The organism is Chitiniphilus shinanonensis DSM 23277 (genome assembly GCF_000374805.1).
Lineage (GTDB): Bacteria > Pseudomonadota > Gammaproteobacteria > Burkholderiales > Chitinibacteraceae > Chitiniphilus > Chitiniphilus shinanonensis.
Map to the genome: position 1 here is coordinate 18,343 of NZ_KB895353.1, position 25,579 is coordinate 43,921.

At 69.0% G+C, this 25,579-nt stretch carries 18 protein-coding genes; 8 read left to right on the forward strand and 10 right to left on the reverse strand.

Features of this window, described 5'->3' with window-relative positions; translation table 11 throughout:
* The first annotated feature begins 6 nt into the window (after nucleotides 1–6).
* From C556_RS20765 to C556_RS0116090, 4 genes are all read left to right on the forward strand, one after another.
* Complete coding sequence (locus tag C556_RS20765) at nucleotides 7–270, forward strand: transposase (RefSeq protein ID WP_018749274.1); 264 nt, start codon at nucleotides 7–9, stop codon at nucleotides 268–270.
* 356 nt (nucleotides 271–626) lie between these two features.
* Nucleotides 627–3,548 (forward strand): response regulator, encoded by a 2,922-nt coding sequence (locus tag C556_RS20770; RefSeq protein ID WP_051083254.1) that lies wholly within the window; start codon nucleotides 627–629, stop codon nucleotides 3,546–3,548.
* Nucleotides 3,549–3,801: 253 nt separating this feature from the next.
* Nucleotides 3,802–4,917, forward strand: coding sequence for a hypothetical protein (locus C556_RS0116085; protein ID WP_018749275.1), 1,116 nt, complete (start codon nucleotides 3,802–3,804; stop codon nucleotides 4,915–4,917).
* Between the two features lie 201 nt (nucleotides 4,918–5,118).
* Entirely contained in the window at nucleotides 5,119–6,732 is a 1,614-nt protein-coding gene (locus tag C556_RS0116090; RefSeq protein WP_018749276.1) for an NAD+ synthase, read from the forward strand.
* Nucleotides 6,733–7,093: 361 nt separating this feature from the next.
* On the opposite strand, the gene C556_RS20775 is transcribed toward C556_RS0116090, so the two are convergent.
* Together C556_RS20775 and C556_RS20780 are read right to left on the reverse strand one after the other, a co-directional pair.
* Entirely contained in the window at nucleotides 7,094–7,714 is a 621-nt protein-coding gene (locus C556_RS20775) for a TetR/AcrR family transcriptional regulator (RefSeq protein ID WP_051083255.1), read from the reverse strand.
* 676 nt (nucleotides 7,715–8,390) lie between these two features.
* On the reverse strand, nucleotides 8,391–9,506 hold the full coding sequence (locus tag C556_RS20780; protein WP_018749278.1) for a response regulator: 1,116 nt from the start codon (nucleotides 9,504–9,506) through the stop codon (nucleotides 8,391–8,393).
* Nucleotides 9,507–9,749: 243 nt separating this feature from the next.
* Here C556_RS20780 and C556_RS0116105 point away from each other — a divergent pair, with 243 nt between their 5' ends.
* Complete coding sequence (locus C556_RS0116105) at nucleotides 9,750–10,106, forward strand: hypothetical protein (protein WP_018749279.1); 357 nt, start codon at nucleotides 9,750–9,752, stop codon at nucleotides 10,104–10,106.
* Nucleotides 10,107–10,195: 89 nt separating this feature from the next.
* On the opposite strand, the gene rpsT is transcribed toward C556_RS0116105, so the two are convergent.
* Nucleotides 10,196–10,462 carry a 30S ribosomal protein S20 gene (rpsT, locus tag C556_RS0116110; protein ID WP_018749280.1) on the reverse strand — a complete coding sequence of 89 codons (267 nt, stop codon included), beginning with the start codon at nucleotides 10,460–10,462 and terminating at the stop codon, nucleotides 10,196–10,198.
* Nucleotides 10,463–10,630: 168 nt separating this feature from the next.
* Here rpsT and murJ point away from each other — a divergent pair, with 168 nt between their 5' ends.
* Complete coding sequence (murJ, locus tag C556_RS0116115) at nucleotides 10,631–12,169, forward strand: murein biosynthesis integral membrane protein MurJ (RefSeq protein ID WP_018749281.1); 1,539 nt, start codon at nucleotides 10,631–10,633, stop codon at nucleotides 12,167–12,169.
* Between the two features lie 180 nt (nucleotides 12,170–12,349).
* Here murJ and C556_RS0116120 read toward each other — a convergent pair whose 3' ends face one another.
* The 5 genes from C556_RS0116120 to C556_RS0116140 form a co-directional block, all read right to left on the reverse strand.
* Nucleotides 12,350–15,277, reverse strand: a complete 2,928-nt coding sequence (locus tag C556_RS0116120; RefSeq protein WP_018749282.1) for an HD domain-containing phosphohydrolase — start codon at nucleotides 15,275–15,277, stop codon at nucleotides 12,350–12,352.
* A 161-nt stretch (nucleotides 15,278–15,438) separates the two neighbouring features.
* Complete coding sequence (locus C556_RS0116125) at nucleotides 15,439–16,641, reverse strand: amino acid aminotransferase (RefSeq protein ID WP_018749283.1); 1,203 nt, start codon at nucleotides 16,639–16,641, stop codon at nucleotides 15,439–15,441.
* Between the two features lie 131 nt (nucleotides 16,642–16,772).
* Entirely contained in the window at nucleotides 16,773–17,333 is a 561-nt protein-coding gene (locus tag C556_RS0116130; protein WP_018749284.1) for a hypothetical protein, read from the reverse strand.
* Nucleotides 17,334–17,364: 31 nt separating this feature from the next.
* Nucleotides 17,365–17,844 carry an LEA/WHy family protein gene (locus C556_RS0116135; protein ID WP_018749285.1) on the reverse strand — a complete coding sequence of 160 codons (480 nt, stop codon included), beginning with the start codon at nucleotides 17,842–17,844 and terminating at the stop codon, nucleotides 17,365–17,367.
* Between the two features lies 1 nt (nucleotide 17,845).
* The gene (locus tag C556_RS0116140; protein ID WP_018749286.1) at nucleotides 17,846–18,256 is read right to left on the reverse strand and encodes an acyl-CoA thioesterase; all 411 of its coding nucleotides are present in this window, start codon (nucleotides 18,254–18,256) and stop codon (nucleotides 17,846–17,848) included.
* 249 nt (nucleotides 18,257–18,505) lie between these two features.
* Between C556_RS0116140 and C556_RS0116145 the strand changes: the two genes are divergently transcribed.
* Together C556_RS0116145 and mutY are read left to right on the forward strand one after the other, a co-directional pair.
* Nucleotides 18,506–20,749 carry an AsmA family protein gene (locus C556_RS0116145; protein WP_157236213.1) on the forward strand — a complete coding sequence of 748 codons (2,244 nt, stop codon included), beginning with the start codon at nucleotides 18,506–18,508 and terminating at the stop codon, nucleotides 20,747–20,749.
* Entirely contained in the window at nucleotides 20,746–21,786 is a 1,041-nt protein-coding gene (mutY, locus tag C556_RS0116150) for an A/G-specific adenine glycosylase (protein WP_018749288.1), read from the forward strand. The genes C556_RS0116145 and mutY overlap by 4 nt, the downstream gene beginning before the upstream one ends.
* Before the next feature lie 365 nt (nucleotides 21,787–22,151).
* Here the strand turns inward: mutY and C556_RS0116155 are convergent, their stop codons facing one another.
* Together C556_RS0116155 and C556_RS0116160 are read right to left on the reverse strand one after the other, a co-directional pair.
* Nucleotides 22,152–22,682 carry a hypothetical protein gene (locus tag C556_RS0116155; protein WP_018749289.1) on the reverse strand — a complete coding sequence of 177 codons (531 nt, stop codon included), beginning with the start codon at nucleotides 22,680–22,682 and terminating at the stop codon, nucleotides 22,152–22,154.
* 127 nt (nucleotides 22,683–22,809) lie between these two features.
* Nucleotides 22,810–25,524 carry a M16 family metallopeptidase gene (locus C556_RS0116160; RefSeq protein ID WP_018749290.1) on the reverse strand — a complete coding sequence of 905 codons (2,715 nt, stop codon included), beginning with the start codon at nucleotides 25,522–25,524 and terminating at the stop codon, nucleotides 22,810–22,812.
* Nucleotides 25,525–25,579 lie beyond the last annotated feature (55 nt).

The window sequence follows — 25,579 nt, forward strand, 5'->3', positions numbered from 1 at the left end:
ACCCTCATGAGCCGCCCCCGCCGCTACACCGACGAACAGATCCAGGCCATGCTGCAACAGATCGACGATGCCGTCGCACTGGGCGAGACCGTCTCGCGCGCCGCGCGCATCGTGGGCATTTCCGACGGCCTCTACTACAAGTGGCGCCAGCGCCTGATGCAGGATACCGGCGCCCGGCTCGCGCCCCGCCGCCCAGCGCCCTGTCCGGCGGACACCCCGACCCAGCCGGCGCCGCGCCATCCCTTCATGGTGACGCTGGCCATGCGCTAGGGCGAATCGGCCTTCAAACGCAGGGTGCATTGGTCCGTGGGCCGGATGGCTGCGCGAAGCGCGGCGCAGCAGATAGCCCTCCTGTCTGCAAGCCGTGCGACAAAGCAGACGCCGGCCGCCATGGCCATGGCGACGCGGCCGGGCGGGCGTTCGCCGGGCCTGCCCCGACAGGGTCGAGCCGGCAACCGACGGCTTTCGTCGAGCCGGAAGCCAATCCGCGGGCGGGCGGCCCGCGGCAAGGCATTGCCCGATTGTCGTATCCACTGGCCGGATCGGTCGGTTCGAACAATGATGTATCACCCACGCCACCCGTGCGGGGGCAAGAAAAACCGACCCAACCGACCCGTTGCCCTTTGATGACGCACGCCGATCCGCCCTCCCCCGTCGTCGCCGGTCAGGACGACCGCCTGCACTTTCCGCTGCCGTTCCGGCAGTTGCTGCCCCCGTTCACCAGGCCCGGCAACGCGGCGCTGTGCGCCGCCTGGTCGGTGACGCTGCTGACCTGCATCGGGCTGGGCCTGCTCACCCTGCATGCCGACTGGTCGGGGCTGCCGCTGGATTTCGGCGGCAGCGACATCTTCGTCTCGATCTACCCGCCCCTCACTCTGTGCGTGATCTGGACCTGTTGCTTCGGCTTCTGGTGGGGCGCCGTCCCCGCCTACATCGCCACCTTGTGCCTGTCGCTGGCGGCCGGCATGCCGCCGGGCTGGGCCGCGCTGTTCGCGCTGTCCAACCCGCTGGGGCTGGCGGTGTTCGCGGTGTCGTACCGCGCGCTGCCGGTGCGTATCGACCTGCGCAGTGCCGACGCGCTGCTGTTCTTCGTGGTGCTGGCGTTCTTCGGCGCGGTGTTCGGCGCCAGCGGCGCCTTCATCTGGACCCACACCAACACCGCCACGGTGCAGCAGACCTTCGCCATCTGGCAGGGCTGGTGGCTGGGCAACTTCCTGCAGAACGTGCTGATCACCGCGCCACTGCTGGCGATCGCCGCGCCGACGCTGGTGCGCTGGCGCGTGCGCCACGACCCGGCCAGCGCCCGCCCCAACACCGGCAACCCGCGCTGGATGCTCGGCGCCGCCTGCATGCTGGTGATCGCGGTCTATCTGTTCCTGTCGTTGTCGTTCGCGCTGAGCCGTCGCGCCGCCGCCGAGCTGATGGCCGGCCCCGACCCGGTCGGGCTGCGCCAGGCGATGGCGCTGGTGCAGGATTCGACCTCGGCGGTGTACTGGGTGCTGGCCATCCTGTTCGTGGCGATGGCCTTCATCGGCTACCGCTTCGTCACCCACTGGATGCACTCGCTGCGCGAAGCGGCGCACCGGGCGCAGCAGGCCGACCGCACCAAGTCGGAGTTCCTGGCGCGGATGAGCCACGAGATCCGCACGCCGATGAACGCCATCCTCGGCATGAGCAACCTCACCCTGCAAACCACGCTGACCCGCAAGCAGCGCGATTACCTGGACAAGATCCGCTACTCCGCCGACACCCTGCTCGGTCTGGTCAACGACGTGCTCGATCTGTCCAAGCTGGAGGCGGCCAAGCTGCAACTGGAACACGCGGTGTTCTCGCTGGACAACGTGCTGGGCAACCTGGCGAGCCTGGTGGCCTACAAGGCCAGCGACAAGCCGGTGGAGCTGATCTTCGACGTGGCGCCGGACGTGCCCAAGCTGCTGTACGGCGATCCGCTGCGCCTGGGCCAGGTGCTGCTGAACCTGGTCAACAACGCGATCAAGTTCACCGAGCGCGGCGAGGTGCTGGTGCTGGTCAGCGTCGCCGAGCCCGGCCACCACCAGGTGAAGCTGCTGTTCGCCGTCGCCGATTCGGGCATCGGCGTGCCGCCGGAAAAAAAGGACACCCTGTTCGATGCCTTCGCCCAGGCCGACGAATCGATCACGCGGCGCTACGGCGGTACCGGCCTGGGGCTGGCGATCTGCCGGCAACTGGTCGAAGCGATGGGCGGCAGCATCCGCGTGGAGAGCGTGCCCGGCAGCGGCAGTTGCTTCGACTTCACCCTGGCGTTCGACACGGTGCCGGTGGACGGTCCGCCGCCACAGCCCGGCAGCCTGCACGGCAAGCGCGTGCTGCTGGCCGACGACAACGCCATGGCGCGCGCCACCCTCACCAGCCTGCTGGAGCGGCTGGGCGCGCTGGTGGACCAGGCCGCGAGCGGCGACGCCGCGCTGGCGTCGGCCCGGGTGGCCGCCGCCGAGAAACGCCCGTACGCGCTGCTGCTGCTCGACACCGACCTGCCCGACCTGACCAGCGCGGCGCTGCTGGCGCAACTGCGCGACGACGCCGCGCTGCGCCCGCTACCGGTGCTGTGCCTGGTGGACGCCGCCGGACGCGATCGGGTGCAGCAGTATCCGGCCGCGCTGGCGCCGGTCGCGCCGCTGCTCAAGCCGGTGCTGGAACCGGCGCTGCTGGAGGCGCTGGATACGCTGCTGGCCGACCAGGACGACGATCGTCCCTGCCGACGCCCGCCCGATCTGCTGCCGCTGGCGCGCCAGGCGCCGCAGCACCTGCGCGGCGCGCGCATCCTGCTGGCGGAGGACAACCCGATCAATCGCCAGATCGCCGAGGAACTGCTCGACGCCGTCGGCGTGTCGGTGGACTGCGCCGAGAACGGTCACGACGCCATCGCCAAGGCGCGCAGCGGCTGCTACCAGGCGGTGCTGATGGACATCCAGATGCCCGAGCTGGACGGCCTGGCCGCCACCCGCGAGATCCGCCGCGATGCCGCCCTCACCGAATTGCCGATCATCGCGATGACCGCGCACGCGCTGAGCGGCGACCGCGAACGCAGTCTGGCCGCCGGCATGAACGACCACATCACCAAGCCGTTCCGCGCCGACACGCTGTACCACGTGCTGGCGCGTTGGGTGACGCCGCCGCCCGAGGCCCAGGCCCCGCCGCCGGCCGACCCGCCGTTGCCCCGCCTGCCCGGCATCGACCTGGCCGCCGGCTGCGTCCAGGTAGGGCTGGCCACCGAGCGCTACCTGGCGGTGCTGCGCAACCTGGCGCGCCACCACGCCGACACCCCGGCGCAACTGCGCGACGCGCTGGCGGCGTTGCGGCTGGACGACGTGGCACGCACCGCGCATTCGCTCAAGTCGGTGGGCCGGCACGTGTGTGCCCAGCGGCTGGCCGACTGCGCGGCCGCGCTGGAGGAGGCCGCCTACCGCGGTCGCTGCGCCGACGAGGTCGAGGCCTTGTGCGAAGCGCTGGAGGAAGTGGTCGCCTCGCTGAACGGCTACTTCGCCGAGCGCGACAACGCCCGCTCCTAGCACGAAGCGCCCCTCCCCATCCGGGCTCGCCACGCGCGGCGCCACGCCTTAGTGCGCCCGACGGTGGCCTGCCCGCGAACAATTTCGCACGCAAATCGTGAAACTCGGCCGAACACCGCCTAGAACGAATCGATGCGTGCATTCCCGTCGCACGATGTCATTCAAAAATAAGCGCTAAGCAAGGCCGGACATGACACCCACGCCGAGCCTCGCCAGCCACCGCTTCCTCTCCCCGCTACAAGGAGCACTCGCAATGCCCGTCCGCCTTTCGCGCCTGTCCATCCTCGCGCTGCTGCTGCTCGGCGCCTGCACCACGCCGCGCCCGCCGGTGACCGCCACCGTGCCGCTGGGCGACACCCAGCGCGTCACCGAGCTGTTCTCGTATCCGAACTGCCTCGACCAGTGCCCGACGCCCGCGCCCACCCTGACCGACACGGTGCAGCACTGGCTGGCGCTGAGCGTGAAGCGCGACGGCTACGCCGACGGCGAGGTGGAAGTGGCGCAGGAGGAAGGCCAGGTGGTGGCGCGGCTGCGCGGCGTGCCGGCCGACTACGGCCAGACCATCCGGCATTTCCTCGCCAGCGGCCAGCTCGGCTACGCCGACGCGCAGAAAGTACAGCAGGCCGGGCAATGGCAGCCGAGCTGGCATTTCTTCCTGCCGCTGGGCTTCGCCATGCGCAACAACCCCAGCGTGCAGTTGCTGCACTTCCCGCCCGACACGGTGATGACCCAGACCCAGGACTATTTGCAGGCCGCCACCACCCGCCGCTGGGCCAGCCTGCTGGTGAACAATGGCGTCACCCCCAGCGCCACCGATCCGTACCAGACCATCGTCGACATCGCGCCGATCGCGGCGCCGGCCAATGCCGGCGGCTCGCTCGAAGGCGTCTACGACGATTTCAGCGACTACACCGTGTCGCTGCTCGGCCAGTGGACGGCGGGCGCCGACGGCGTGGCGCGCCCGCTGGTGGCGTTCGGCGGCCCGGCGCGGCAATGGCTGGCGCAGTACTACAAGCTGCCGCCGATCAAGGTGCTGGGCCTGACCCGATTCCAGCCGGTGCCCGGCCGCACGGTGCAGGCCATCGGCGCCAATCATCCCAGCTATATCTGGTACGCCGCCGATCCCAAGCAGTACGGCGGCAACCAGCAGGAAGCCGACGCCGCGGGCATCCGCGTGATGGGCCAGGACCTGACCGCCGCCTGCTGGCAGGTGGCGATGGCCGCGCAGCCGCAGGGCGACCCCGCCGGCGCGCTCGGCACCTGCCAGCAGCGCTGGCCGGTGGGCGGCACGCAGGTGTGCCAGCAGTTTTACATCAGCATCCGCAACCTGAGCCCGGAACAGGCCCGAGCCAAGTGCCTGGAAAGCTGATCCCGGCCCACGGCCCGGCGCCTGCGCGTGGCCGGGCCGCTGGAGAGTGGCCGTCAGCCCTCCCCGCCCCGTATCGCGGCCTTGGTGCTTCGCGCCCCCGCTTGGCGGTCGATCCAGCCCAGGGCGTGTCATCGATGGTGCCGCGACACCATCGATGACACGCCCTAGAATCGAGGTTTTCCCCCTGGATCGATCCACTCCATGCGCATCGCCCTCGCCCAGTTCAATCCTCTGGTCGGTGACCTCGCCGGCAACCTCGACCTGATCCTCGCCGCCGCGCGCGATGCCCGAGCGGCCGGCGCGGATGTGCTGGTCACCCCCGAGCTGGCGCTCACCGGCTATCCGCCCGAGGACCTGCTGCTGCGTCCGGCCTTCCTCAAGGATTGCGCCGCCGCCATCGGCCGGCTGATCGACGAGGTGGACGGCATCACGCTGGTGATCGGCCACCCCTACGCCAGCGGCGACGAGCGCTTCAACGCCGCCACGGTGATCCGCGACGGCAATGTGCTGGGCCGCTACGAAAAGATGCTGCTGCCCAACGACGCGGTATTCGACGAGGTGCGCTACTTCACCCCCGGCGCGGCGCCGCTGGTGTTCGAACAGGACGGCACGCGCGTCGGCGTGCTGATCTGCGAGGACATCTGGGAGGTCGAACCGGCCGCCGCCGCGCACGACGAGGGCGCCGAACTGCTGCTGGTGCTCAACGCCTCGCCCTACCACAAGGCCAAGCAATCGACCCGCCACCAGGTGCTGGCGCAGCGCGTGGAGGAAACCGGCGTGCCGGCGGTGTACGTCAACCTGGTCGGCGGCCAGGACGAACTGGTGTTCGACGGCCACTCGTTCGCGATGAACCGCGACTGCCGCGTGGTGGCCGAGCTGCCGGCGTTCGAGGCGGCGCTGGCCGTGGTCGAATTCGCCGACGGCGATCTGCAACCGGGCACGCTCGCCCCCGCGCCGGACGAGCTGGAAAGCGTGTACCGCGCGCTGGTGCTGGGCGTGCGCGACTACATCGGCAAGAACCGCTTCCCCGGCGTGCTGCTGGGCTTGTCCGGCGGCATCGACAGCGCGCTGACGCTGGCCGTCGCCTGCGACGCGCTCGGCGTCGACAAGGTGCACGCGGTGATGATGCCGTCGCGCTACACCGCCGACATCAGCGTGGACGATTCGCGCGAGATGATCGCCCGCCTGGGCTGCCAGTATTCGGAAATCGAGATCTGGCCGATCTACGAAACCTTTATGGCCGGCCTGGCGCCGGCCTTCGCCGGCACCCAGCCCGACACCAGCGAGGAAAACCTGCAAAGCCGCATCCGCGGCACGCTGCTGATGGCGATGTCGAACAAGAGCGGGCGGCTGGTGCTGACCACCGGCAACAAGAGCGAGATGACCACCGGCTACGCCACGCTGTACGGCGACATGGCCGGCGGCTACGCGGTGCTGAAGGACGTGGCCAAGACGCTGGTGTACCGGTTGTCCGAATGGCGCAACCGCAGCAATGCGTTTGGCGGCGGCGCGGTGATTCCCGAGCGCATCATCACCCGCCCGCCGTCGGCCGAGCTGCGGCCGGACCAGGTGGACCAGGACAGCCTGCCGCCCTACGAGGTGCTGGACGCGATCCTGGCCGCGTATGTCGAGGAGAACGTCTCCAAGGCGGAGATCGTGGCGCGCGGCTACAGCGAAGCGGACGTGAACCGGGTGGTGGGGCTGCTGAAGGTGAACGAGTACAAGCGGCGGCAGGCGCCGGTGGGGCCGCGGGTGACGCACCGCGCGTTCGGCCGCGACTGGCGCATGCCGATCACCAACCGCTGGGCGTCCTGAGGGCCGGTTCCGCTGTCTTTTCGCGGCAGCGCCGGCGTGCTGCCGCGTTGCACGCCGCTCACGCCATCCATGCCGCAGGCGTGCTGCGCCTTGCCGCAACCGGCAATGTCCCGGAACGCTATCGCGAAAAGAGATCAAGAGCGGCTAACAAAACCCAGCGCAGCGGTCCTGGCAAGGAGCGCGAAACGCAGACAGTACGGGTAAGTACGGCAAGTTTCAGCTCGGCGCCCCCACGCGACACCGCCAGGAGGGTTTTGTTAGCCGCTCCAAACAGGCTCTGAAACGCCAAGCCGGCGCTCCAGGGCGCCGGCATGCGAAACCGCGCCGGCCCAGTGGGGCACGACGCGGTGCGGGGTAAAGCTCAGGCCAGGGCGGGTTCGGTCCTGGCAGCGCTTTCAAGCCATGTCGGCAGGAGCTGGCTCACCTTGGGGGGCGGCTCCAGCCGCTCCATGGCCCAGCGCAACGACGCCTGCAACACCTCGCCGTCGTAATCCGAAGAGAAACGATGCAGCGACGCGCCATGCAGCAGGCAGCGCAGCGCCAGTTCCTCGGGATCGGCCGGCTGGCCGGGCACGTGGCCGAACAGGCGCACCAGCACGTCGTCGAAGACAGCCTGGGTGCAGCGAGCCAGCTTGGCGTCGCCGCGCGCGGCCATCCAGATTTCCAGAATCGCCACCGAGGCCTGACGCTTGGGCATGGCCATCAGGCCATACAGCATCAGATACAGCCGCTCCTTGGCACTGAGCGGCCCGAGCGAGGCCATGCGCGAGGCTTCCTCGTCCAGCAGGCTTTCCACGACGTTGGGCAGCAGATCGTAGCGACCCTGCGGGTAGTGGTGGCGCAAAGCCCCCCGACTGACCCCGGCCCGCATGCAGATGCGTTGCTCGCCCAGCGCGGCGTAACCCTGCTCGACCAGGATGTCCACCGTTGCCCGGATCAAGCGATTCTGAGTAAGGAATGAGCGTTCGGATTGTGTAGCCATGACGTTAATTCTACCTGACGGGCGTCAGGCTATAACGTTTCGCTATCCCCCGCAACTCCAGCAAATTAGCGCCCCACATACGGACTGGCACGTTTGTTTTTTAAAGCATTATTTCTCTCGAAAGGTGTCTTTGCACTCGTTGCGATATGACCTTTCCCCACTTGCGCAGCACCTCTTTCCCTGCCCCTCACTGACCATGCCAGGAAGGTCCATATTAAAAAATGTAAATTTATCGTAAATCTTACGATACATGGAAGAGTCCAATTTGCGAAAGGATGGGCTGAACAACTCCGATTTGGTGTCAGTTATGTGATGAAAATCACACGCATTACACGAGCGAAACGGGCTTCTGAAAGCGTTCGCATGTGTCTTGCCCCGCACCGGAGCGACGTGTTGCGCGCCCTGCGGGGCAGGTCGCCAGGTAAAAACGCCTACGCAACCCGATTGGTCGAGGAAAAATCCGGCACTGCCCGCGGGAAAAACAGACAAATCGCCTAGGCGAGGGCTCGCCCTTACAAATCAGCGGTACATGGAGCGGAATGCACCATGGCGGTGCAATTTCGGAGGGCACACCTGACGGGGCGGAAACACCGGAAACGGCCCCGCCCCCGCGCCGGGGCAGGACCGATCCATGCCGTTCGCATGGCGCGGAACGGGCGGGACAGGCGCGAAGTGGTCAGTGCTGGCGCGGCAGGCTGTCGAGCGACCAGCCCAGATGCAGTTCGTCGTTGGCCAGGGTGATCAGCGGTGCCAGGGCGGCCATCAGCCCCGGCAGATGCGGGCGCAGCGTGTCGAGCTGGCCGTTGTGCAGCATCAGCAGCGCTTCGCTGAGGGTGGGCGCCGGGGCGATCGGCATGTCGTCCGGCGCGACGACGCGATTTTCGCCGGGCGTCGCGTAGAGGCGGTCGCTGGCACTGGTGATCAGCGCCGCGGCGTCCTCGCAGACATCCTCGCGCGAATTGGCCACCGCCAGGCTGGCGGTCACCTGCAGATGCTCGCCACGGAAATTGATGCGCGCACCGGCGATGGTCTGGCGCAGGCGCTCGGCCAGCACCCGCGCCTCGGTCAGCGTGGTGCCGGGCGACACCACGGCGAAGCGGGCGCCTTCCACCAGCGCCAGCGTGTCCTCGCGCCGCAGCTTCACCGCCAGGTGCTTGGTCAGCAGGCCGAGCATCTGCTCGACCACGCGCGCGCCCAGCTTGTCGGACAGCGCCTGGAAGTGGTCGATCTCGATCAGCACCACGGTCACGTCGCTGTGATGGCGGCGGGCGAAGGCGAGCGCCTGCTCGGTCTGCAAGGTCAGCAGATGCTGGGTGCCGGCGCCGGTGGCCGGATGATGGGTGGCGGAGCGCGCGGCTTCGTCGCGGCTGCTTTCCAGCGCGCGCTGGTTGGCGGCGCGCTCGATGTTGGCGCGCACCCGCGCCAGCATCTCGGCGCGGTCGGTGGATTTGGTGACGAAATCGCTGGCGCCGCACTCGACGCAATGCAGCCGGGTGGCTTCGTCCTCTTCGCCGGAGATGATGATCACCGGCAACTGCCGCAATCGCGTCTCGCCGGCGGCGCGCACCCGCGCCAGCAGGCCCAGGCCGTCCAGTTCGGGCATGGTCAGGTCGGACAGCAGCAATTGGATGTCGGGGTCGGCCAGCAGCCGCTGCCAGCCGGCTTCGCCGTCGGCCGCTTCGACCACCTCGTACTGGTCGCCCAGGTGCTTCTTCACCGTGGCGCGCACGATGCGGGAATCATCGACGACCAGGATGCGGGGCAGTGGCGCGAGCTCGTTGGCGACTTGCATGGTCAGGCGGCCTTTGCTTACGGAGAGTGGGGCAAATCTATCACAGCCGGGGAGCCAGGGCGACGCCGGAGCGGAACCGCTCGGTCGCAGGGGAATGGCCATACCATCACGGCCCGCGGACAGATAAACTATGGCTGATTTCGGCGACCAACCAAGGGGAACGCATGTCGGCCAGCCACCACCGCCCAGCCTCGGCCTGATCCGGGCCCGCCCTTCCCCACCGCACGCACAGGTCCCGCCGCCATGAGCCAAGCCCAGATCTACCTCAGCATCGCCCCGCTGTCGCAGCACGAAGCCGCCGCCGCCGCGAACGCCGTCGCCGCGCTCGATACCAAGGTGGTGCGCCTGATCCGCCAGCCGCTGGCGGGCGGCATGTGCCTGGCCGCCATCGAGGCCGAGCGCGCGGTACGTCACGAGAGCCCGGTGTGGTGCCTGGAACGGCTGGCCGCCGGCATCTGGAACGAGCTGGGCCGCTACACCCGCATCACCGCCAACTGGCAGGAGGGCGAGGAGGAAGACGAGATGTGGTGGTGCCTGGAAGAAGCGGACTATCGCCGCATCATGTCGTCGTTCCGCCTGACGGCGCGGCGTCGGGTGTAGCGCGGACAACCGCACCGCACGCCGCCCACGCTGGCGACAGGCAACAAAAAACCCCGGCGAACCGGGGTTTTTTCGAGCTTCCGAACTGCTTAGGCAGCCATCGACTTGATGGCGGCGGACAGGCGGCTCTTGTGGCGAGCGGCCTTGTTCTTGTGGAAGATCTTCTTGTCGGCGATGCGATCGATGATGCTGACCGATTCCTGGTACACGGTCTGGGCAGCGGTCTTGTCGCCACCTTCGATTGCCTTCAACACCTTCTTGACCGCGGTGCGGAAAGCCGAACGCTGGCTGGCATTGTGCTGGCGGGTGACTTCTGCCTGACGAGCACGCTTGCGAGCTTGTGCGCTGTTAGCCATTTATTGAAACTCCTGAAGCTGTGGGGTCTGAACACCCGAAGCCTTAGGCGCCGGGCAAGTCAATTCGGAAACGGCGGATGGTACAGCAACCTTCCCCGCCGACGCAAGCTCTGCGTGTGCCGTCGAAACTGGTTAACATGCCGCTTTCGCGCAACGAAGTACCTGTACATGAATCTGCTCAAGTCGCTGGCCGCGGTCAGTTCGATGACGATGGTCTCCCGCGTGCTGGGCTTCGTGCGCGACGTGTTGATCGCCCGGATCTTCGGCGCCGGCTTCGCCACCGACGCCTTCTTCGTGGCGCAGAAGCTGCCCAACATGCTGCGCCGCATCTTTGCCGAAGGCGCGTTCTCGCAGGCGTTCGTGCCGATCCTGGCCGAATACAAGAACCAGCGCGGCGAGGAGGCCACCCGCGCCTTCTTCGCCCACGTGGCCGGCACGCTGACGCTGGTGCTGGCGCTGGTCACGGTGCTGGGCATGCTGGCCGCGCCGCTGGTGGTGTGGATCTCCGCCCCCGGCTTCGCCACCGAGCCGGACAAGTTCGCGCTGACGGTGGACATGCTGCGCGTCACCTTCCCGTACATCCTGCTGATCTCGCTGTCGTCGCTGGTGGGCGCGGTGCTCAACACCTGGAACCGCTTCTCGGTGCCGGCCTTCGTGCCGACGCTGCTCAACGTGTCGATGATCGCGTTCGCGCTGCTGTTCGCGCCCTACTTCGACCCGCCGGTGATGGCGCTGGCCTGGGGCGTGGTGGCCGGCGGCGTGCTGCAACTGGTGTGGCAGTTCCCCACGCTCAAGCGCATCGGCATGCTGGTGCTGCCGCGCGTCGCGCTCAAGGACGCCGGGGTCTGGCGGGTGATCAAGCAGATGGGCCCGGCCATCCTCGGGGTGTCGGTCAGCCAGGTGTCGCTGATCATCAACACCATCTTCGCCTCGTTCCTGGTCTCGGGCTCGGTGTCGTGGATGTACTACGCCGACCGGCTGATGGAGTTCCCCACCGGGGTGCTGGGCGTGGCGCTGGGCACCATCCTGCTGCCATCGCTTTCCAAGAGCCACGCCAGCAACGACACCGCCGAATACTCGCGCCTGCTGGATTGGGGCCTGCGCCTGTCGCTGCTGCTGGCGCTGCCGTCCGCCGTGGGCATGGCGGTGATCTCGGGGCCGCTGACCGTGGCGCTGTTCCAGTACAAGGCGTTCACCGCGCACGACGCGCTGATGACGCAACAGGCGCTGATCGCCTACACCGTGGGCCTGGTCGGGCTGATCCTGGTGAAGATCCTGGCGCCCGGCTTCTACGCGCGGCAGAACATCAAGACGCCGGTGAAGATCGCGCTGGTGACGCTGACCGCCACCCAGCTGATGAACCTGGCGTTCGTCTGGCAGCTGCGCCACGCCGGGCTGGCGCTGTCGATCGGGCTGGCGGCGTGCCTGAATGCCGGGCTGCTGTATCGCCAGTTGCGCCACCACGACATCTTCACCCCGCAGCCGGGCTGGAAGGTGTTCTTCGGCAAGCTGCTGCTGGCGGTGCTGGCGATGGCCGGCGCGCTGGCGCTCACCATGTGGCTGCTGCCGCCGTTCGACAGCGGCCGCATGCCGCTGCGGCTGGCGATGCTGGGGCTGCTGGTGGGCATCGGCCTGATCGCCTACTTCGGCAGCCTCGCCCTGCTGGGCTTCCGCCCCCGCGACTTTTCCCGCCGCGCGGTGGGGTGAGTAAAACCTGAACCGCCAAACCCCAAGTCTTGAACCACAGAGGACACGGAGAGCACAGAGGGGCAGTGAGAAAACCACCTGCTTCCAGGCTTTGAGCTGCCGGCTCCTGGCGATGACTCGCTTGGTGTTCTCTGTGGATCTCCGTGTTCTCCGTGTCCTCTGTGGTTCAAGATTTGGGGTTCAGCCTCCCTCCCCCTCGCCCACCCCCGCCAGCACCGCCGCTTCGTCCACCTCGTCGATCTGCGCCGGGCGCAGGTGGGCGTCGGCGTAGTCGCGGTAGACGCCGGATTCGATGAACAGGCGGAACAGGTCGGCGTCGACGTGGGCGTCGCGGGCCATGCGCGCCATGATCGCCACCGCTTCGGACAGCTTCTTGCCTTCCTTGTACGGCCGGTCGATGGCGGTCAGCGCTTCGAAGATGTCGGCGATCGCCATCATCCGCGCCGGAATGCTCATCTGCTCGCGCGTCAGGCGGCGCGGATAGCCGGTGCCGTCCATTTTCTCGTGATGGCCGCCGGCCAATTCCGGCACCTGGGTCAGGTGGCGCGGGAACGGCAGTTTCTCCAGCATCACGATGGTCTGCACGATGTGCTCGTTGATCTTGTAGCGCTCCTCGGCGGTGAGCGTGCCGCGCCGCACGCTCAGGTTGTACAGCTCGCCGCGGTTGTAGAGGTGTTCGGGCACGGCCATGTCGAAACCGTGGCCTTCGGGCAGGCGGTCGCGCACCGAGCGGTGGAACAGGTGGTCGGGCCGGTCGGCCAGCAGCGGCTCGTACACCGGCAGTTCCGGCTCGGGCACGGCGGCCTTGCGCTGGCGCTCCTCGTGCGAGATGCCGATGCGATCCGACAGCGTGCGGCGCCAGGTGCGCGCGGCGATGGTGTGCAGCCGCTCCACCTTGTCCTGCCCCATTTCCTCGCTGCCCTCGTTGCAGGCGGCGACGAAGGCGAAGTCGTCGTCCAGCGCCGCCAGTTCGGCATTCAGCGCCGGACGCAGCGCGGCGGCGTCCGCGCCGCCGGCCACCGCGCGCCAGTAGTTCAGCTCGGCGTCGCGCTTGAGCACCTCGAAGCGCATCCGCACCTCGTGGATGCGGTCGTATAGCGTTTCCAGCTTGGTGGCCTTGTCGACCACGTATTCGGGCGTGGTGACCTTGCCGCAATCGTGCAGCCACGCCGCGATGTGCAGCGCCTCCCATTGCTCGTCGTTCAGCGTGAAATCGCGCAGCGGGCCGCTGTCCGCCTTCACCGCCGCCTCGGCCAGCATCCGCGTCAGCACCGGCACGCGCTGGCAGTGGCCGCCGGTGTAGGGGCTCTTGGCGTCGATGGCGCCCGCCACCAGCTGGATGAACGCCTCCAGCAGCGCCTTCTGCTCGGCCAGCAGCCGCTGGGTCTGGAGCGCCGCGGCGGCGGAGCCGGACACCGCCTCCACCAGCGCCACCAGCTCGCGCCCCACCTTGCGCTTGTCGCCCAGGCCGTCGCGGTCGTCCTCCAGCAACAACAGCACGCCCACCGGCACGCCGTGGCGGTCGGTCAGCGGAATCGCGATCAGGGTCATCGGCGCTTCGAACTCGGTCAGCGCGCCGTACCACTCGCTCAGGTTGGCCAGCCCGTGGGTGACGTGGATGCTGTGCCCTTCGCGTGCCGCCTGCGCCACCGGATGCTCGTCGGCCGCCCCCAGCGCCGGCAGCGCGGTCTCCAGCGTGTGCTCGCGCCAGCGCGCCTGGGCCGGGGTCAGGCTGCCGTCGGCCTGGCGCAGGTAGACCACGCCGCCCTCGGCACCGGCCAGGCCGATGGTTTCGCGCAGGATGCGCGCCAGCAGCCGCTCGAAATTGTGTTCCGAAGCCAGCGCCGAGCCGATGTGCAGGAACTGGTGGATGGTCGATTTCATCCCGCCCATCGACTTGGCCAGCTCGTCGATCTCCGAGATGAACGAATGCACCTTCAGCGGCGAGGCGAAGCGCAATGCCTGGATCTCGCGCGCTTCCTGGGTCAGCGCGACGATGGGGCTCGACGCCAGCCGCGACAGCAGGATCGCCAGCGGCACCATCACCGCGGCCAGCGCCAGCGCGATCAGCATGGTCTGCCGCCGCAGCGTGCGCGCCTCGGCCAGCAGTTCGTCCTCGGGCGCGGCCATCACCAGCCGCAGGTCTTCGCCGCCGGTCACCGGCAGTTGCGCCACGTACCCCTGCCAGGCCCGGCCGCCGGCCTTGGCGCGGCGGGTGCCGGCCGGTTCGTCGGCCAACCGGCTCAGCACCGGCACGCCCAGCCCGGACACCTGGTTCAGCACCAGCTGGTCGGGGCCGTTCAGCTTGATCAGCCGCCCCGGGTCGCGGTACGCCACCACCTGCCCGCTGGCATCGAGCAGCGCCAGCTCCGCGCCGGGCGTGACCTGGTCGCGCGCCAGCGCGACCGACAAGGCATCCAGCGTGATGTCCACCGCGACCACCGCCTGGCTGTCGGCGGTGCGCATCGCCACGGTGGTGCCGACTTCGCGGGTGGTGAAGAACACGTAGGGCGCGGTGGCGGCCACGTCCTTGGCGCGCAGCGCCGCCGCGTACCACGGCCGCTGGCGGGCATCGAAGCGGTAGGCGGGATCGTCGCGCTCGGCCAGTTGCCGCAACGCGCTGTCGAAGAACAGGTAACGCCCACGCACCGCCTCGCCATCGCGCTCGATGCTCTGCACCAGGAACGCGGTCTGGGGCGGCGCCTGGAAACGCGACGTCATGGTGGCCGGATCGTAGCGGCGCAGCAGGAAGAAATCGCCGTGGCTGTTGCCGGCATAGATCGCCGACTGCGCCGGCTGGCTGGCCAGCGCCTGCGCCAGGTACGGCAGGCAGCGCAGGCGCTGCGCCAGCGTGGTGGCGCCGGCGAAGTCGTGGTGCGCCAGCAGGCGCACCACGGTGCCGCTGCCGTCGTAGAGCGCGGTGACGCGCTGCGCGGTCTGCTCGCCGATGCGCGAGAACAGCAGCTGCGAGTCGGACAGGATCATCCGGCTGGCCTGGCGGTCGTGGTAGATGATGCTGATCGACGAAAAAGTGACGATCAGCGCCAGGAACAGCCAGGCGATATGGATATGCAGCGGATAACGTACGTTTTGCAGGGCGGGGGGCATGGCGGGCCTTGGCGACGGGTTCGGTTTGAGCTTAGAGGCGCAACCCGAAGATTGCAGGACTCAAACCAACGGCAATCACCCTATTCCGCCCGGCGTGCTCCGCCGCCCAAGAAAAAGCCCCGCCGAAGCGGGGCTTTGCCGGTGAACAGCGCCGGTCGGGCTCAGACCACCTTGGCGATGGCGTCGGCCACGTAGTCGATGTTCTGGTTGTTCAGCGCGGCCAGGCAGATGCGGCCAGTGGACACGGCGTAGATGCCGTATTCGTCCTTCAGCTTGTCCACCTGGGCGGCGGTGAGGCCGGTATAGGAGAACATGCCGCGCTGACCCACGACGAAGCTGAAGTCCTGGGCGACGTTGCGGGCCTTCAGTTTTTCGACCAGGCCGGTGCGCATGGCGCGGATGCGGTCGCGCATGCCGGCCAGTTCTTCTTCCCACTGGGCGCGCAGGCCGGCGTCGGACAGCACCGCCGCGACGATGGCGCCGCCGTGGATCGGCGGGTTGGAGTAGTTGGTGCGGATCACGCGCTTCAGTTGCGACAGCACGCGGCCCGATTCCTCCTTGCCGCTGGTGATGATGGTCAGCGCGCCGACGCGCTCGCCATACAGCGAGAAGCTCTTGGAGAACGAGCTGGAGATGAAGAATTGCAGGCCGGATGCGGCAAAGGCGCGCACCGCGACGGCGTCGGCGTCGATGCCTTCGGCGAAGCCCTGGTAGGCCATGTCGAGGAACGGCACCAGGCCGCGCTCGCGGCAGGCTTCGACCACTTCGGCCCATTGCGCGTCGGAAAGATCGGCGCCGGTCGGGTTGTGGCAGCAGGCGTGCAGCACGATGATCGAGCCCGGCGCGTACGACAGCAGCGCGGCCTTCATGCCGGCGAAGTTCACGCCACGGGTGGCGGCGTCGTAGTACGGGTAGTTCTCGACCTTGAAGCCGGCCGATTCGAACAGCGCGCGGTGGTTCTCCCACGACGGGTCGCTGATATAGACAGTGGCTTCGGGCGACAGGCGCTTGAGGAAGTCGGCGCCGATCTTCAGCGCGCCGGTGCCGCCCAGGGCCTCGGCGGTGACCAGGCGGCCGGCCTCGGCCAGCGCGTTGCCGGCGCCGAACAGCAGGTTCTGCACCGCGGTGTTGTAGGCGCCCAGGCCCTCGATCGGCTGGTAGCCGCGCGGCGGAGCATTCTTCAGGCGGGCTTCTTCCGCGGCCTTCACGGCGGCCAGCAGCGGGATCTTGCCGTTGTCGTTGTAGTAGACCCCGACACCGAGGTTCACTTTATTGCTGCGGGTGTCGGCGTTGTAGGCTTCGTTCAGACCCAGGATCGGGTCGCGGGGGGCCATTTCGACGGCGGCAAAGATCGAGGCGGTCATCTGTGCTCCAGGCGGGCTTCGCCCATAGAAAGGAAGCCGGCATTTTACACGAACGCCGCCGCCGGCCTGGCATGCGGCTAGGTAACGGCGGGTAAGCGACGCGAATGAAAATGGCGTGCGAAACGGGGCGCTCAATCCCCTCGCAGGCATTTCTCCAGCTCGGCGCGGTCCTGCCCCGGACGAATCAGGCAGTTCTTGTTGCCGAAGCGCAGATAGCCGGTGTTGCCGTCGGGGCCCGGTTCGATCTTGGGCTCCGGGGCGGGCGTGAGGGTGGAGATCTGCGCCAGCGCCGACTTGAGCGCTTGCTGCGACAGCGCGAGCTGTTCCTTCAGCCCGTCGCGTTCGCTCTCCAGCGCCTGGCGCTCGGCGGCGGCGGCTGCCAGTTCCTGGTGCGCGGTATCCCTGGCCTCGGCGTTCTTCTCCAGCGCGCCGCGCAGCAGCACGATCTGGTCGACGTACTGCTTTTCGTTGAATTCCCGCACGAACATGCCCAGCAACAGCCCCACGCCGAGCAGCAGCAGCCCGAGCAGCGCGCCGCCGCCCAGCAACAGCGGCAGGCGATAACGATGCAGGAACGACGCCTGCCCGGGCGGGAGGACGACCGAGGGAGCCGGCGCGTCGGGCGCCTCGTCCTCGTCGGAGGTGGTGACGATCTCGATGACCGGTTCGCGGTCCGGGTCGTTCTCGCTCATGGGTCTGCCAGGCTGCGGTGGGAAATACCGGCTAGAACTGCTGCGTCTTGCCGGCCGGCTCGAACAGCCCCTCGATCGCCGGCACTTCGCCCTCCAGTTCGAAGGGGATGCCGTCGGCGCGGAGCGGCACGAACAGTTTACCCGTAAGCCGGTAGCGCGGCCCACCCTCGCCCTTGGCGGCGCGCAGCTGGCGCACCAGCGCGGCGAGGTTGCTGGTGACGTCGATCGCCAGTCTGGCTTCGCCCATCGCCGGGATGGTCACCGACTGCGGGGCGACGCCCGAGGCCAGCGGCTTGTCGTTGATCGCCAGCGTGGTATCCAGCCCCTTGATCGGCAACGACACGTTGTTGGGGTTCTCCACCCGCAGCGTCAGGGTGAAGCGCTGTTCGAACAGGCCGGCCTCCTTGAGCGAGATGCCGGCCAGCGAGACGCGCGGCTTCTGCAGGTCGGTGGGCAGGCTGGCGCAGGCGCTCAGCAGCAGGATCAGGCAGAGGGTCAGCAGGCGGCGCATCTCAGTGGGCCTCCAGCATTGCGCCCAGGCGCTCGGCGATCTCGCCGGTCATCGGCTGCGCGCCGGGCTGGTCGGGATGGATCACCGCGAAGGTCACGTCGGCCTGCGCCACCAGCTTGCCGTTGTCGGCGCGCACGATGCGCTGGGTGACCACGCCGTGGCGCTCGGCCAGCGCCGACAGCACGCTGTCCACCAGCAGTTCGTCGCCCATGGTGGCCGGGCGCTTGTACTGGATGTCGATGCGGCTGATCACCAGCGCCAGCCGCTGCTGCATGAACCAGTCGAGGTGGCCGCCCTGCTCCATCATGTTCCAGCGCGCCTCCTCCAGGAATTCCAGATAGCGGGCATTGTTGACGTGGCCGTACAGGTCGAGATGGTAGCCGCGCACCTTGATGCGGGTGGATTGGGACATTGCGAAGCGCCTTGGGGAATCGGGTCGGAGAATCTTAGAACAACCATTCCCGGGAACAAGAGGTGAATGTCACGAACCAAGACGTTTGAAACGAGACGCCGTGCGCTACGCCCGCCGGCCTCGCGCCGAAGGTGACGACGGCCTTTGATGCACGACCGGACACACCAACTAAATCCTAGGCAAAACGACGGATCGCCCGCGATAATCGGTCGCATTGCCACGGCTGCTTTCGAATCGCACGCAGAAGCGATGGACCTCCGACATTCCCGTCCCTTCCGGATCACCTTGCTGCTGGTCTTTGCCCTGACCCTGTTGTTGGGGATCGGGCCGTACTTCTTCGACGCCGAATACGCGCGCAACGAGTTGCGCGCGCTGATATTCCGCGAGACCGGCCGCATGCTGACGATCCAGGGCGACACCCACGTGGTGCTGTTGCCCTCCCCGGCGCTGATCGCCGAGGGCGTCACGCTGTCCGAAACCGACGCCAGCACCCGCTTCGCCCGCGCCGACCGGGTGCGCATCGACCTGTCGCCGTGGGCGCTGTTGCGCCGGCACCAGGTCAGCATCACCCGGCTGGAGGCCGAGCGCCCCGAGCTGTCGATCCGCCGCATCGGCAACGGTCGCTACAACTTCGACGACCTGCTCTCCAGCCGCGGCGCCCACGCCGAACTGCGCTTCGACCTGCAGGCGCTGTCGTTCCGCGAGGCGCGCTTCGACTATGTCGACACCACCAGCGGCGATTCGCTCACCCTGAACCAGCTGAACGTCACCGTCGACCGCCCGACCGATCCCAAGGAAGGCGCGCTGACGCTGAGCGGCGATCTGGTGCTGGCGCAAGGCGGTCGGCCGCAATGGCGCACCCACACCGAGGCCGGCGCCGCGCTGCGCTACGTGGCCGCCGAGCGCCGCCTGTACGTGGCCGGGCTCACCTTGTCGATGACGCAGCAGGGCAAGAGCGCCGACAGCCTGGCGGTGACGCACGCGCAACTCGACGCCACCGGCGAGCTGGTCTACGGCTGGGAGCCGCTGCGGCTGAACGGCGGCTCGCTCAAGGTGAAGGCGGTGGGCACGCGCGAGCGGCAGGCGTGGCAATGGAACCTGGACGCGCCGCGCATCGATTTCCGCAACGGCGTGGCGCGGCTGAACGACCTGAAGTTCGCGCTGGACATCCGCAGCCCGCAAAGCCGCATCGAGGCCGAGCTGGACGTGCCGGCGCTGGCCGGCACCCAGCGCGGCTCATTGCGCGCCGATGCCGCCAAGCTGGACGTGAAGCTCAGTTCGCCCGACCAGACCTTCACCCTCAACTTCGCCAGCCCGCTGGAACTGCACCAGGGCACGCTGGCGCGCCTGCCCAACTACCGGCTGACGGGCACCTACACCAACAAGGGCCTGCCGCGCGGCGCGATTCCGTTCGAACTGTCGGGCGAAGCCAGCCTGGACCTGCAACAGGAGACCATCGCGCTCGACAACCGCGGCACGCTGGATGGCGCCGAGTTCGCCACCCGCTTCGGGGTGCGCAACTTCGTCCGCCCCAGCTATCGCCTCGACCTGGACCTGGCGCGGCTCGACCTCACGCCCTACCTGCCGGCGGTGGCCGAAGGCGCCAAGGCGGTCGATACCGAGACGCCGTTCGAGTTCGGCTGGTTGCAGCAGATGGACGCCCAGGGGCAGCTGCATATCGGCGAATTCGTGGTGAACAACCTGCACCTGGAAAACATCGCGCTCGACTTCCAGGCCAACGACGGCAAGGTGCGGCTCGATCCGCTGTCGGCGCACATCTACGGCGGCGAGCTGTCCGGCCAGATGGAGATCGATGCCTCGGGCGACGTGCCGAGCTTCCATGTGCGGCAGCTGCTGTCCGACGTCAACGTCAACCCGCTGATGAACGACCTGCTCGCCACCACGCGCTTCGAAGGCCGCGGTCAGCTCGACCTGGACGTCTCGGCCAGCGGCTCGCGGCTATCGGAGATCCGCGCGTCGGCCAACGGCCGCGCCCGCATGTCGCTGGCGCGCGGCCTGATCCGCGGCATGGACCTGGAAGCGCTGCTGCGCACCGCCAACCAGCAGATCAGATTGATGAACGGCGAGCAGGTGAGCCCGGCCGACATGAAGGCCAGCACCCACTTCTCCGAGCTGCACGCCAGCCTGGCCATCAAGGACGGCATCGCCAGCAACCGCGACCTCTACGTCGGCACCGGGCTGCTGCGGCTGGACGGCGGCGGGCAGATCGACCTGGGGCGCGGCAGCATCGACTACACCATGCGCGCCAGCGCCAACCCGCGCGTGCCCGAGCTGCGCGACATCGTCGGCCTGACGGTGCCGATCCGCCTGACCGGCTCGCTGGCCTCGCCCGAATACCGGGTGGACTACACCGCGCTGCGCGAGCAGCTGGAAGCCCGGCAGAAAGCCGCCGCCAAGCCCGCCGCGCCCGCCAGGGCCAAGCCCGTCCCCACTCCGCCGGCCGCCCGGCCGGCCGCCAAGAAACAGCAATGACCCCTTCCTTCGCCGAACGCCTGATCGCCTGGCACGCCAGCCACGGCCGGCACGATCTGCCGTGGCAGGTCAGCGACCCGTACCGCGTGTGGCTGTCCGAAATCATGCTGCAACAGACGCAGGTGACCACGGTGCTGTCGTACTACGCCCGCTTTCTGGAGCGCTTTCCCGACGTGGCCGCGCTGGCGGCCGCGCCGCAGGACGACGTGCTGGCGCTGTGGAGCGGCCTGGGCTACTACAGCCGCGCCCGCAACCTGCACGCGGCCGCGCGCATGGTGATGGAACGCTTCGGCGGCACCTTCCCGCGCGACCCGGCCGCGCTGGCCGAACTGCCCGGCATCGGCCGCTCCACCGCCGCCGCCGTCGCCGCGTTCTCGTTCGCCGTCCGCACCCCCATCCTCGACGGCAACGTCAAGCGGGTGCTGACCCGCTGGGCCGGCATCGACGGTTTTCCGGGAGAGCGCGCGGTGGAGCAGCGCCTGTGGCGGCTGGCCGCCGAGCTGCTGCCGGCCGACGCCGCCGCGATGCCGGCCTACACCCAGGCGCAGATGGACCTGGGCGCCACGGTGTGCACGCCGCGCAAGCCGGCGTGCATGGCCTGTCCGCTGGCCGACGACTGTGCGGCCCGCCGCGAAGGGCGCCAGCACGAGTTGCCGACGCCCAAACCGAAGAAGACCGTGCCCGAGCGCAGCACCGTGATGCTGCTGATCGCCGACGACGCCGGTCGCCTGCTGCTGGAGCAACGCCCGCCGACCGGCATCTGGGGCGGCCTGTGGAGCCTGCCGGAAGTGCCGACCACGCTGGAGGCGGAAGCCGCGGCGCGCACGCGCTTCGGCCTGGAGATCGACCCCGGCGCGGCCGGCGCCGAGCTGGTGCACGTGTTCACCCACTTCCGCCTGACCATCACCCCGCTGCCGGCGCGGGTGAGCGGTCACGCGCCGGTGTTGCGCGAATCCGCCGGACGCTGGTTCAGCCGCGCCGAAGCGCTGGCCGCGGGCATCCCCACCCCGCTGCGCAAGTTGCTGGCGCGCGCCTGAACGGGCGGGTCCATGACAAAGGCCCCGCCGGCGGGGCCTTTGCATGACCAGGAGCCACGACGAGGCTCTATCTCTGGCCCCGCGCAGTACGATGCCGCCTAGGGTGAATCGACATTCAAACGTGGGATGCGTTGATCCGTGGGCCGGATGGCTGCGCGAAGCGCGGCGCAGCAGATAGCCCTCCTATCTGCAAGCCGTGCGACAAAGCAGACGCCGGCCCACGGACCAACCCGCAGGGAAGGACGAAGGCCGGGCGCATGGCTGCGTTGCGCCTCGCTCGTGGGGATCACCCCACTTCGCTCGGCACGCCTTGCCCTGCATCCCGGCCTTCGTCCTTCGCACCCGCGTTTGAATGTCGATTCACCCTAAATGGTGCGCACCACCTCGCCGCTGGCGCCGTGCAGCACCTTGAGCGCGTCGTCGCACTGCTGAGGCGATGCCGGGTGCACCACCACCGCCCAGCGCCCGGCATGCACCGCCTCGCGCACAGGGGCGACCACCGCCTGGTGGTCGGGACGCGCGGTGGCCAGGCCGCCGGCCAGCAGGCCGAATACCAGCCCGAACGACGCGGCCAGGGCGGCGGCGACCACCGGGCTGCTCACCACCGCCGGAATCCCGGCGATATACAGCACCCCGTACACGATCAACCCCACCACCGCGCCGACCAGCCCCAGCGTCAGATGGGCACGGATCGCGGTCAGGACGATGCCGCGTTCCTCGGGTTCGAGCTTGCGGCCGAAGTGCGCTTCGCCGGGCCGCACCAGCCGCACCTGGCCCCGGTCGACGCCGGCATCGCGCCGCACCCGCTCGGCGGCGCCGGTGGCGGCGGCTTCGGAATCGAACAACGCGGCAATCTTGGTCCGCGCGCGCTCGGCGGAAATCAGTTCGCTCAGCATGGGGCGCCTCCTTGCGATCAGTTGGGCCGCGGCTGCGGCCGGATACCGATAGCGTGCACGCACGGCGCCGCCGAAGCTGTCGGGACGCCGCGCGGATCGCTGTAGGACAGTGCCCGCAATACGCCGGTCAGGGCCCCGCCACCCGGGCCGGCGCCTGCCACAACGCCTCCAGGTCATGGTCGCCCCAGGTGCCGCCGCAACCGATCCGTTCCAGGTACACGTGCTGCGGCGCCAGCCAGCGCGCGGCGGCGGCGTCGAGCCGGGCGCGGGTATAGAGGCGGGCCGGCTCGAACGCCAGCGCGGCCTTGCCGCCCATGCGGTACTGGAAGGCGACGGCGCTGGCGTAATCCACCGGCATCTGCGGCAGATCGGCCACCCACTTGCGCGAACGCGCCTGCGCCCCCTGGAACTCGGCCTCGGTCACGCCCTCGCCCGCCAGCCGGCGTAGCGTCGCCACCGAGGTCTCGATGGTGCGCGCGCACGCGTCGGCCGGGACGCTGGCGCGCAGCCACAGACCGACGCCCAGCGAGCGGAACATGCCGTGGCCGGCCTCCGCCCCGTAGGAGTCGCCCTGCTCGAAGCGCAGGCTGGCCATCAGGCGCTGGCGCAGGATGTCCGCCAGCGAGGCGGCGATCCACGCATCGGCGCCGTCGAAATCCTCCGGGGCCATCACCCGCCAGATGAGGCTGGCCTCGCGCTTGGCCGGCCCGCCACCGTAGACATGCTGCGCATGGGGCTGAAGCCGTTGCGGCTCCGGCGCGGCGCGGCTGGGCGCGCGCGGCGCCACGCCGCCGAGGTAACGCGCGACCAGCGCCTCCAGCCGCGCCGGGTCGGCCACGCCGGTCACCGCCACGGTCCAGCGCGCCGGATCGCCGTACAGGTTGCGGTGCGCGGTGACCACCTCCAGCGGGAACAGCAGCCGGTAGTCCTGATCCTTCCAGTTGTCGTAGGGCCAGACCAGCGGCGCGTACAGCCGCTGCCACGAAGCCGCGCCGAGGAACTGGCCGCTGCCGGCCTTCAGCCGCGACAGCGCGTAGTCGCGCGCGGCGGCACTGGGCGGCGGCTCCAGCAATTGCAGGTGCGCCAGTTGCAGCAGCGTTTCGAATTCCTCGGCGCGCGCGGCGCCGCCGATGCCGTGCGTGTCCAGGTCGACCCACGGCCACAGCATGACGGTCTTGCCGGCCAACGCGCCCTGCACCTGCTCGCGCGACAGCCCGCCCCAGCCGGCTTCGTTCAGATAGAACGGCACCGCGGCGGTCGCCAGCCATTCCGGGCTGCCGGCGGAAAGCTGGCCGCCGTCGATCGTCAGCGACAGCCCCATCTGCTCGCTGGGCGAGCGCTGGCGCTGCCACACCACGGTGGCGCCGTTGGCCAGATGCAGCACGCCGCCGCCCGGCGCGTCCTCCCGCTTGGCGACCGTTCCAGCCGGCGGCAGGTGGGCCATCAACTGCACGGTATTCGCCGCCCGGCCGCCCTCCAGCCGCTGGCGCGCGCCCAGGTCGGCCACCACTTGCGCCACCTCGTCGTCGTCGATGCCGACGAAGGCCGTGGCGTTCTCGCTCGGCGCGCGCCAGGCCGAGACCACCTGCGTGGGCTGCGCGCTCAGGTCGCGCCACGCCGCGGTCACCGCCGCCGCATCGGTCTGTTCGGCGAAGCGCTCGAACAGCGCATGCAGTTGCGCCGGTTCGTAGACGTTGTCGTGCATCAGCGCGGCCACCTGGTACTGGTTGACCAACGCTGCGCTGGTCCAGCGCGCCGCCTCCATCGGGTGGTTGGCCTCGACCAGCTCGCGCAGCCGGCGCTTGCCGTCGGCCACTTCGTCGTCGCCAAAGCCATCGCGCCGCGCGGCTTCGATCGCGGCATACATCCGCTCGACCGTGGCGCGGTCGCCGCCCTGCTTGCTGTTCAGTTGCAGGATCCATTGCCGGTGCTGCGGCGTCAGGTCGGCCAGCGGCCAGTAGCCGGGCTCCATGCCCAATCGCGCCTGGACCAGCATCATCGCCAACACGCGCCGGTAGTCGGCCAGCTCCTGCTCGAACGGGCGCGCGGCCGGCTGCGCTTCGACCCACGCCCAATTGAGCTGTGAGCGCGCCAGCCATTGCGCCTGGAATTGGGTGAAACCGCGCCGCTCGCCGCTGGGCGCCACCACGGCGGGCTCGGCCGGCGCCGGCCCGGCCGGCACCTTGGCGAACGCCTGCCTCACCCGCGCCTCGACCTGCGCCGCATCGAGGTCGCCCACCACCAGCAACGTCATGCGCGGCCCCACGTAGTGACGGCGGTAGAACGCCTCGATCCGCGCCAGCGGCAGCTCGCGGATCACCGCTTCCTGGCCGATCGGCATGCGCGCGCCGTAGCGCGGCTCGGCGAACATCGCGTCCAGGTATTCGCCGCTCCACTTGGTCGCCGCTTCGCGCAGGCGCATCTCGTCGAGCACGATGGTGCGTTCCCTGGCGACGATGGCCGGGTCGAACACCACACCACCGTCCGCCCAGTCGGCCAGCAGCGTCAACGCGCGGTCGGCGGCGTCGCGGTTCACGCTGAGCTGGTACGCGGTGAAATGGTGGGCGGTGAAGGCATTGCTGTCGCTGCCGATGCGCATGCCCTGGCCGTTGAGGAAATCCACCACTTCGCCGGGCGCGAAATGCCGGGTGTGGCCGAACGCCAGGTGCTCGACCAGGTGCGCGATGCCCTGCTCGTCGTCGGCCTCGTGCAGCGACCCCGCCCGCACCAGCAGGCGCAGCTCCACCTTGTCGGCGGGCGTGGCATGACTGCGCACGATGTAGTTCAGGCCGTTGGCGAGGCGGCCTTCGCGTAAAGCGTCAGCTCCATCATTCCCGACCATCGCCTGGGCTACCAGGCTCCACCAAAAAACTACGAAACACAGCCATCTGAAGAAG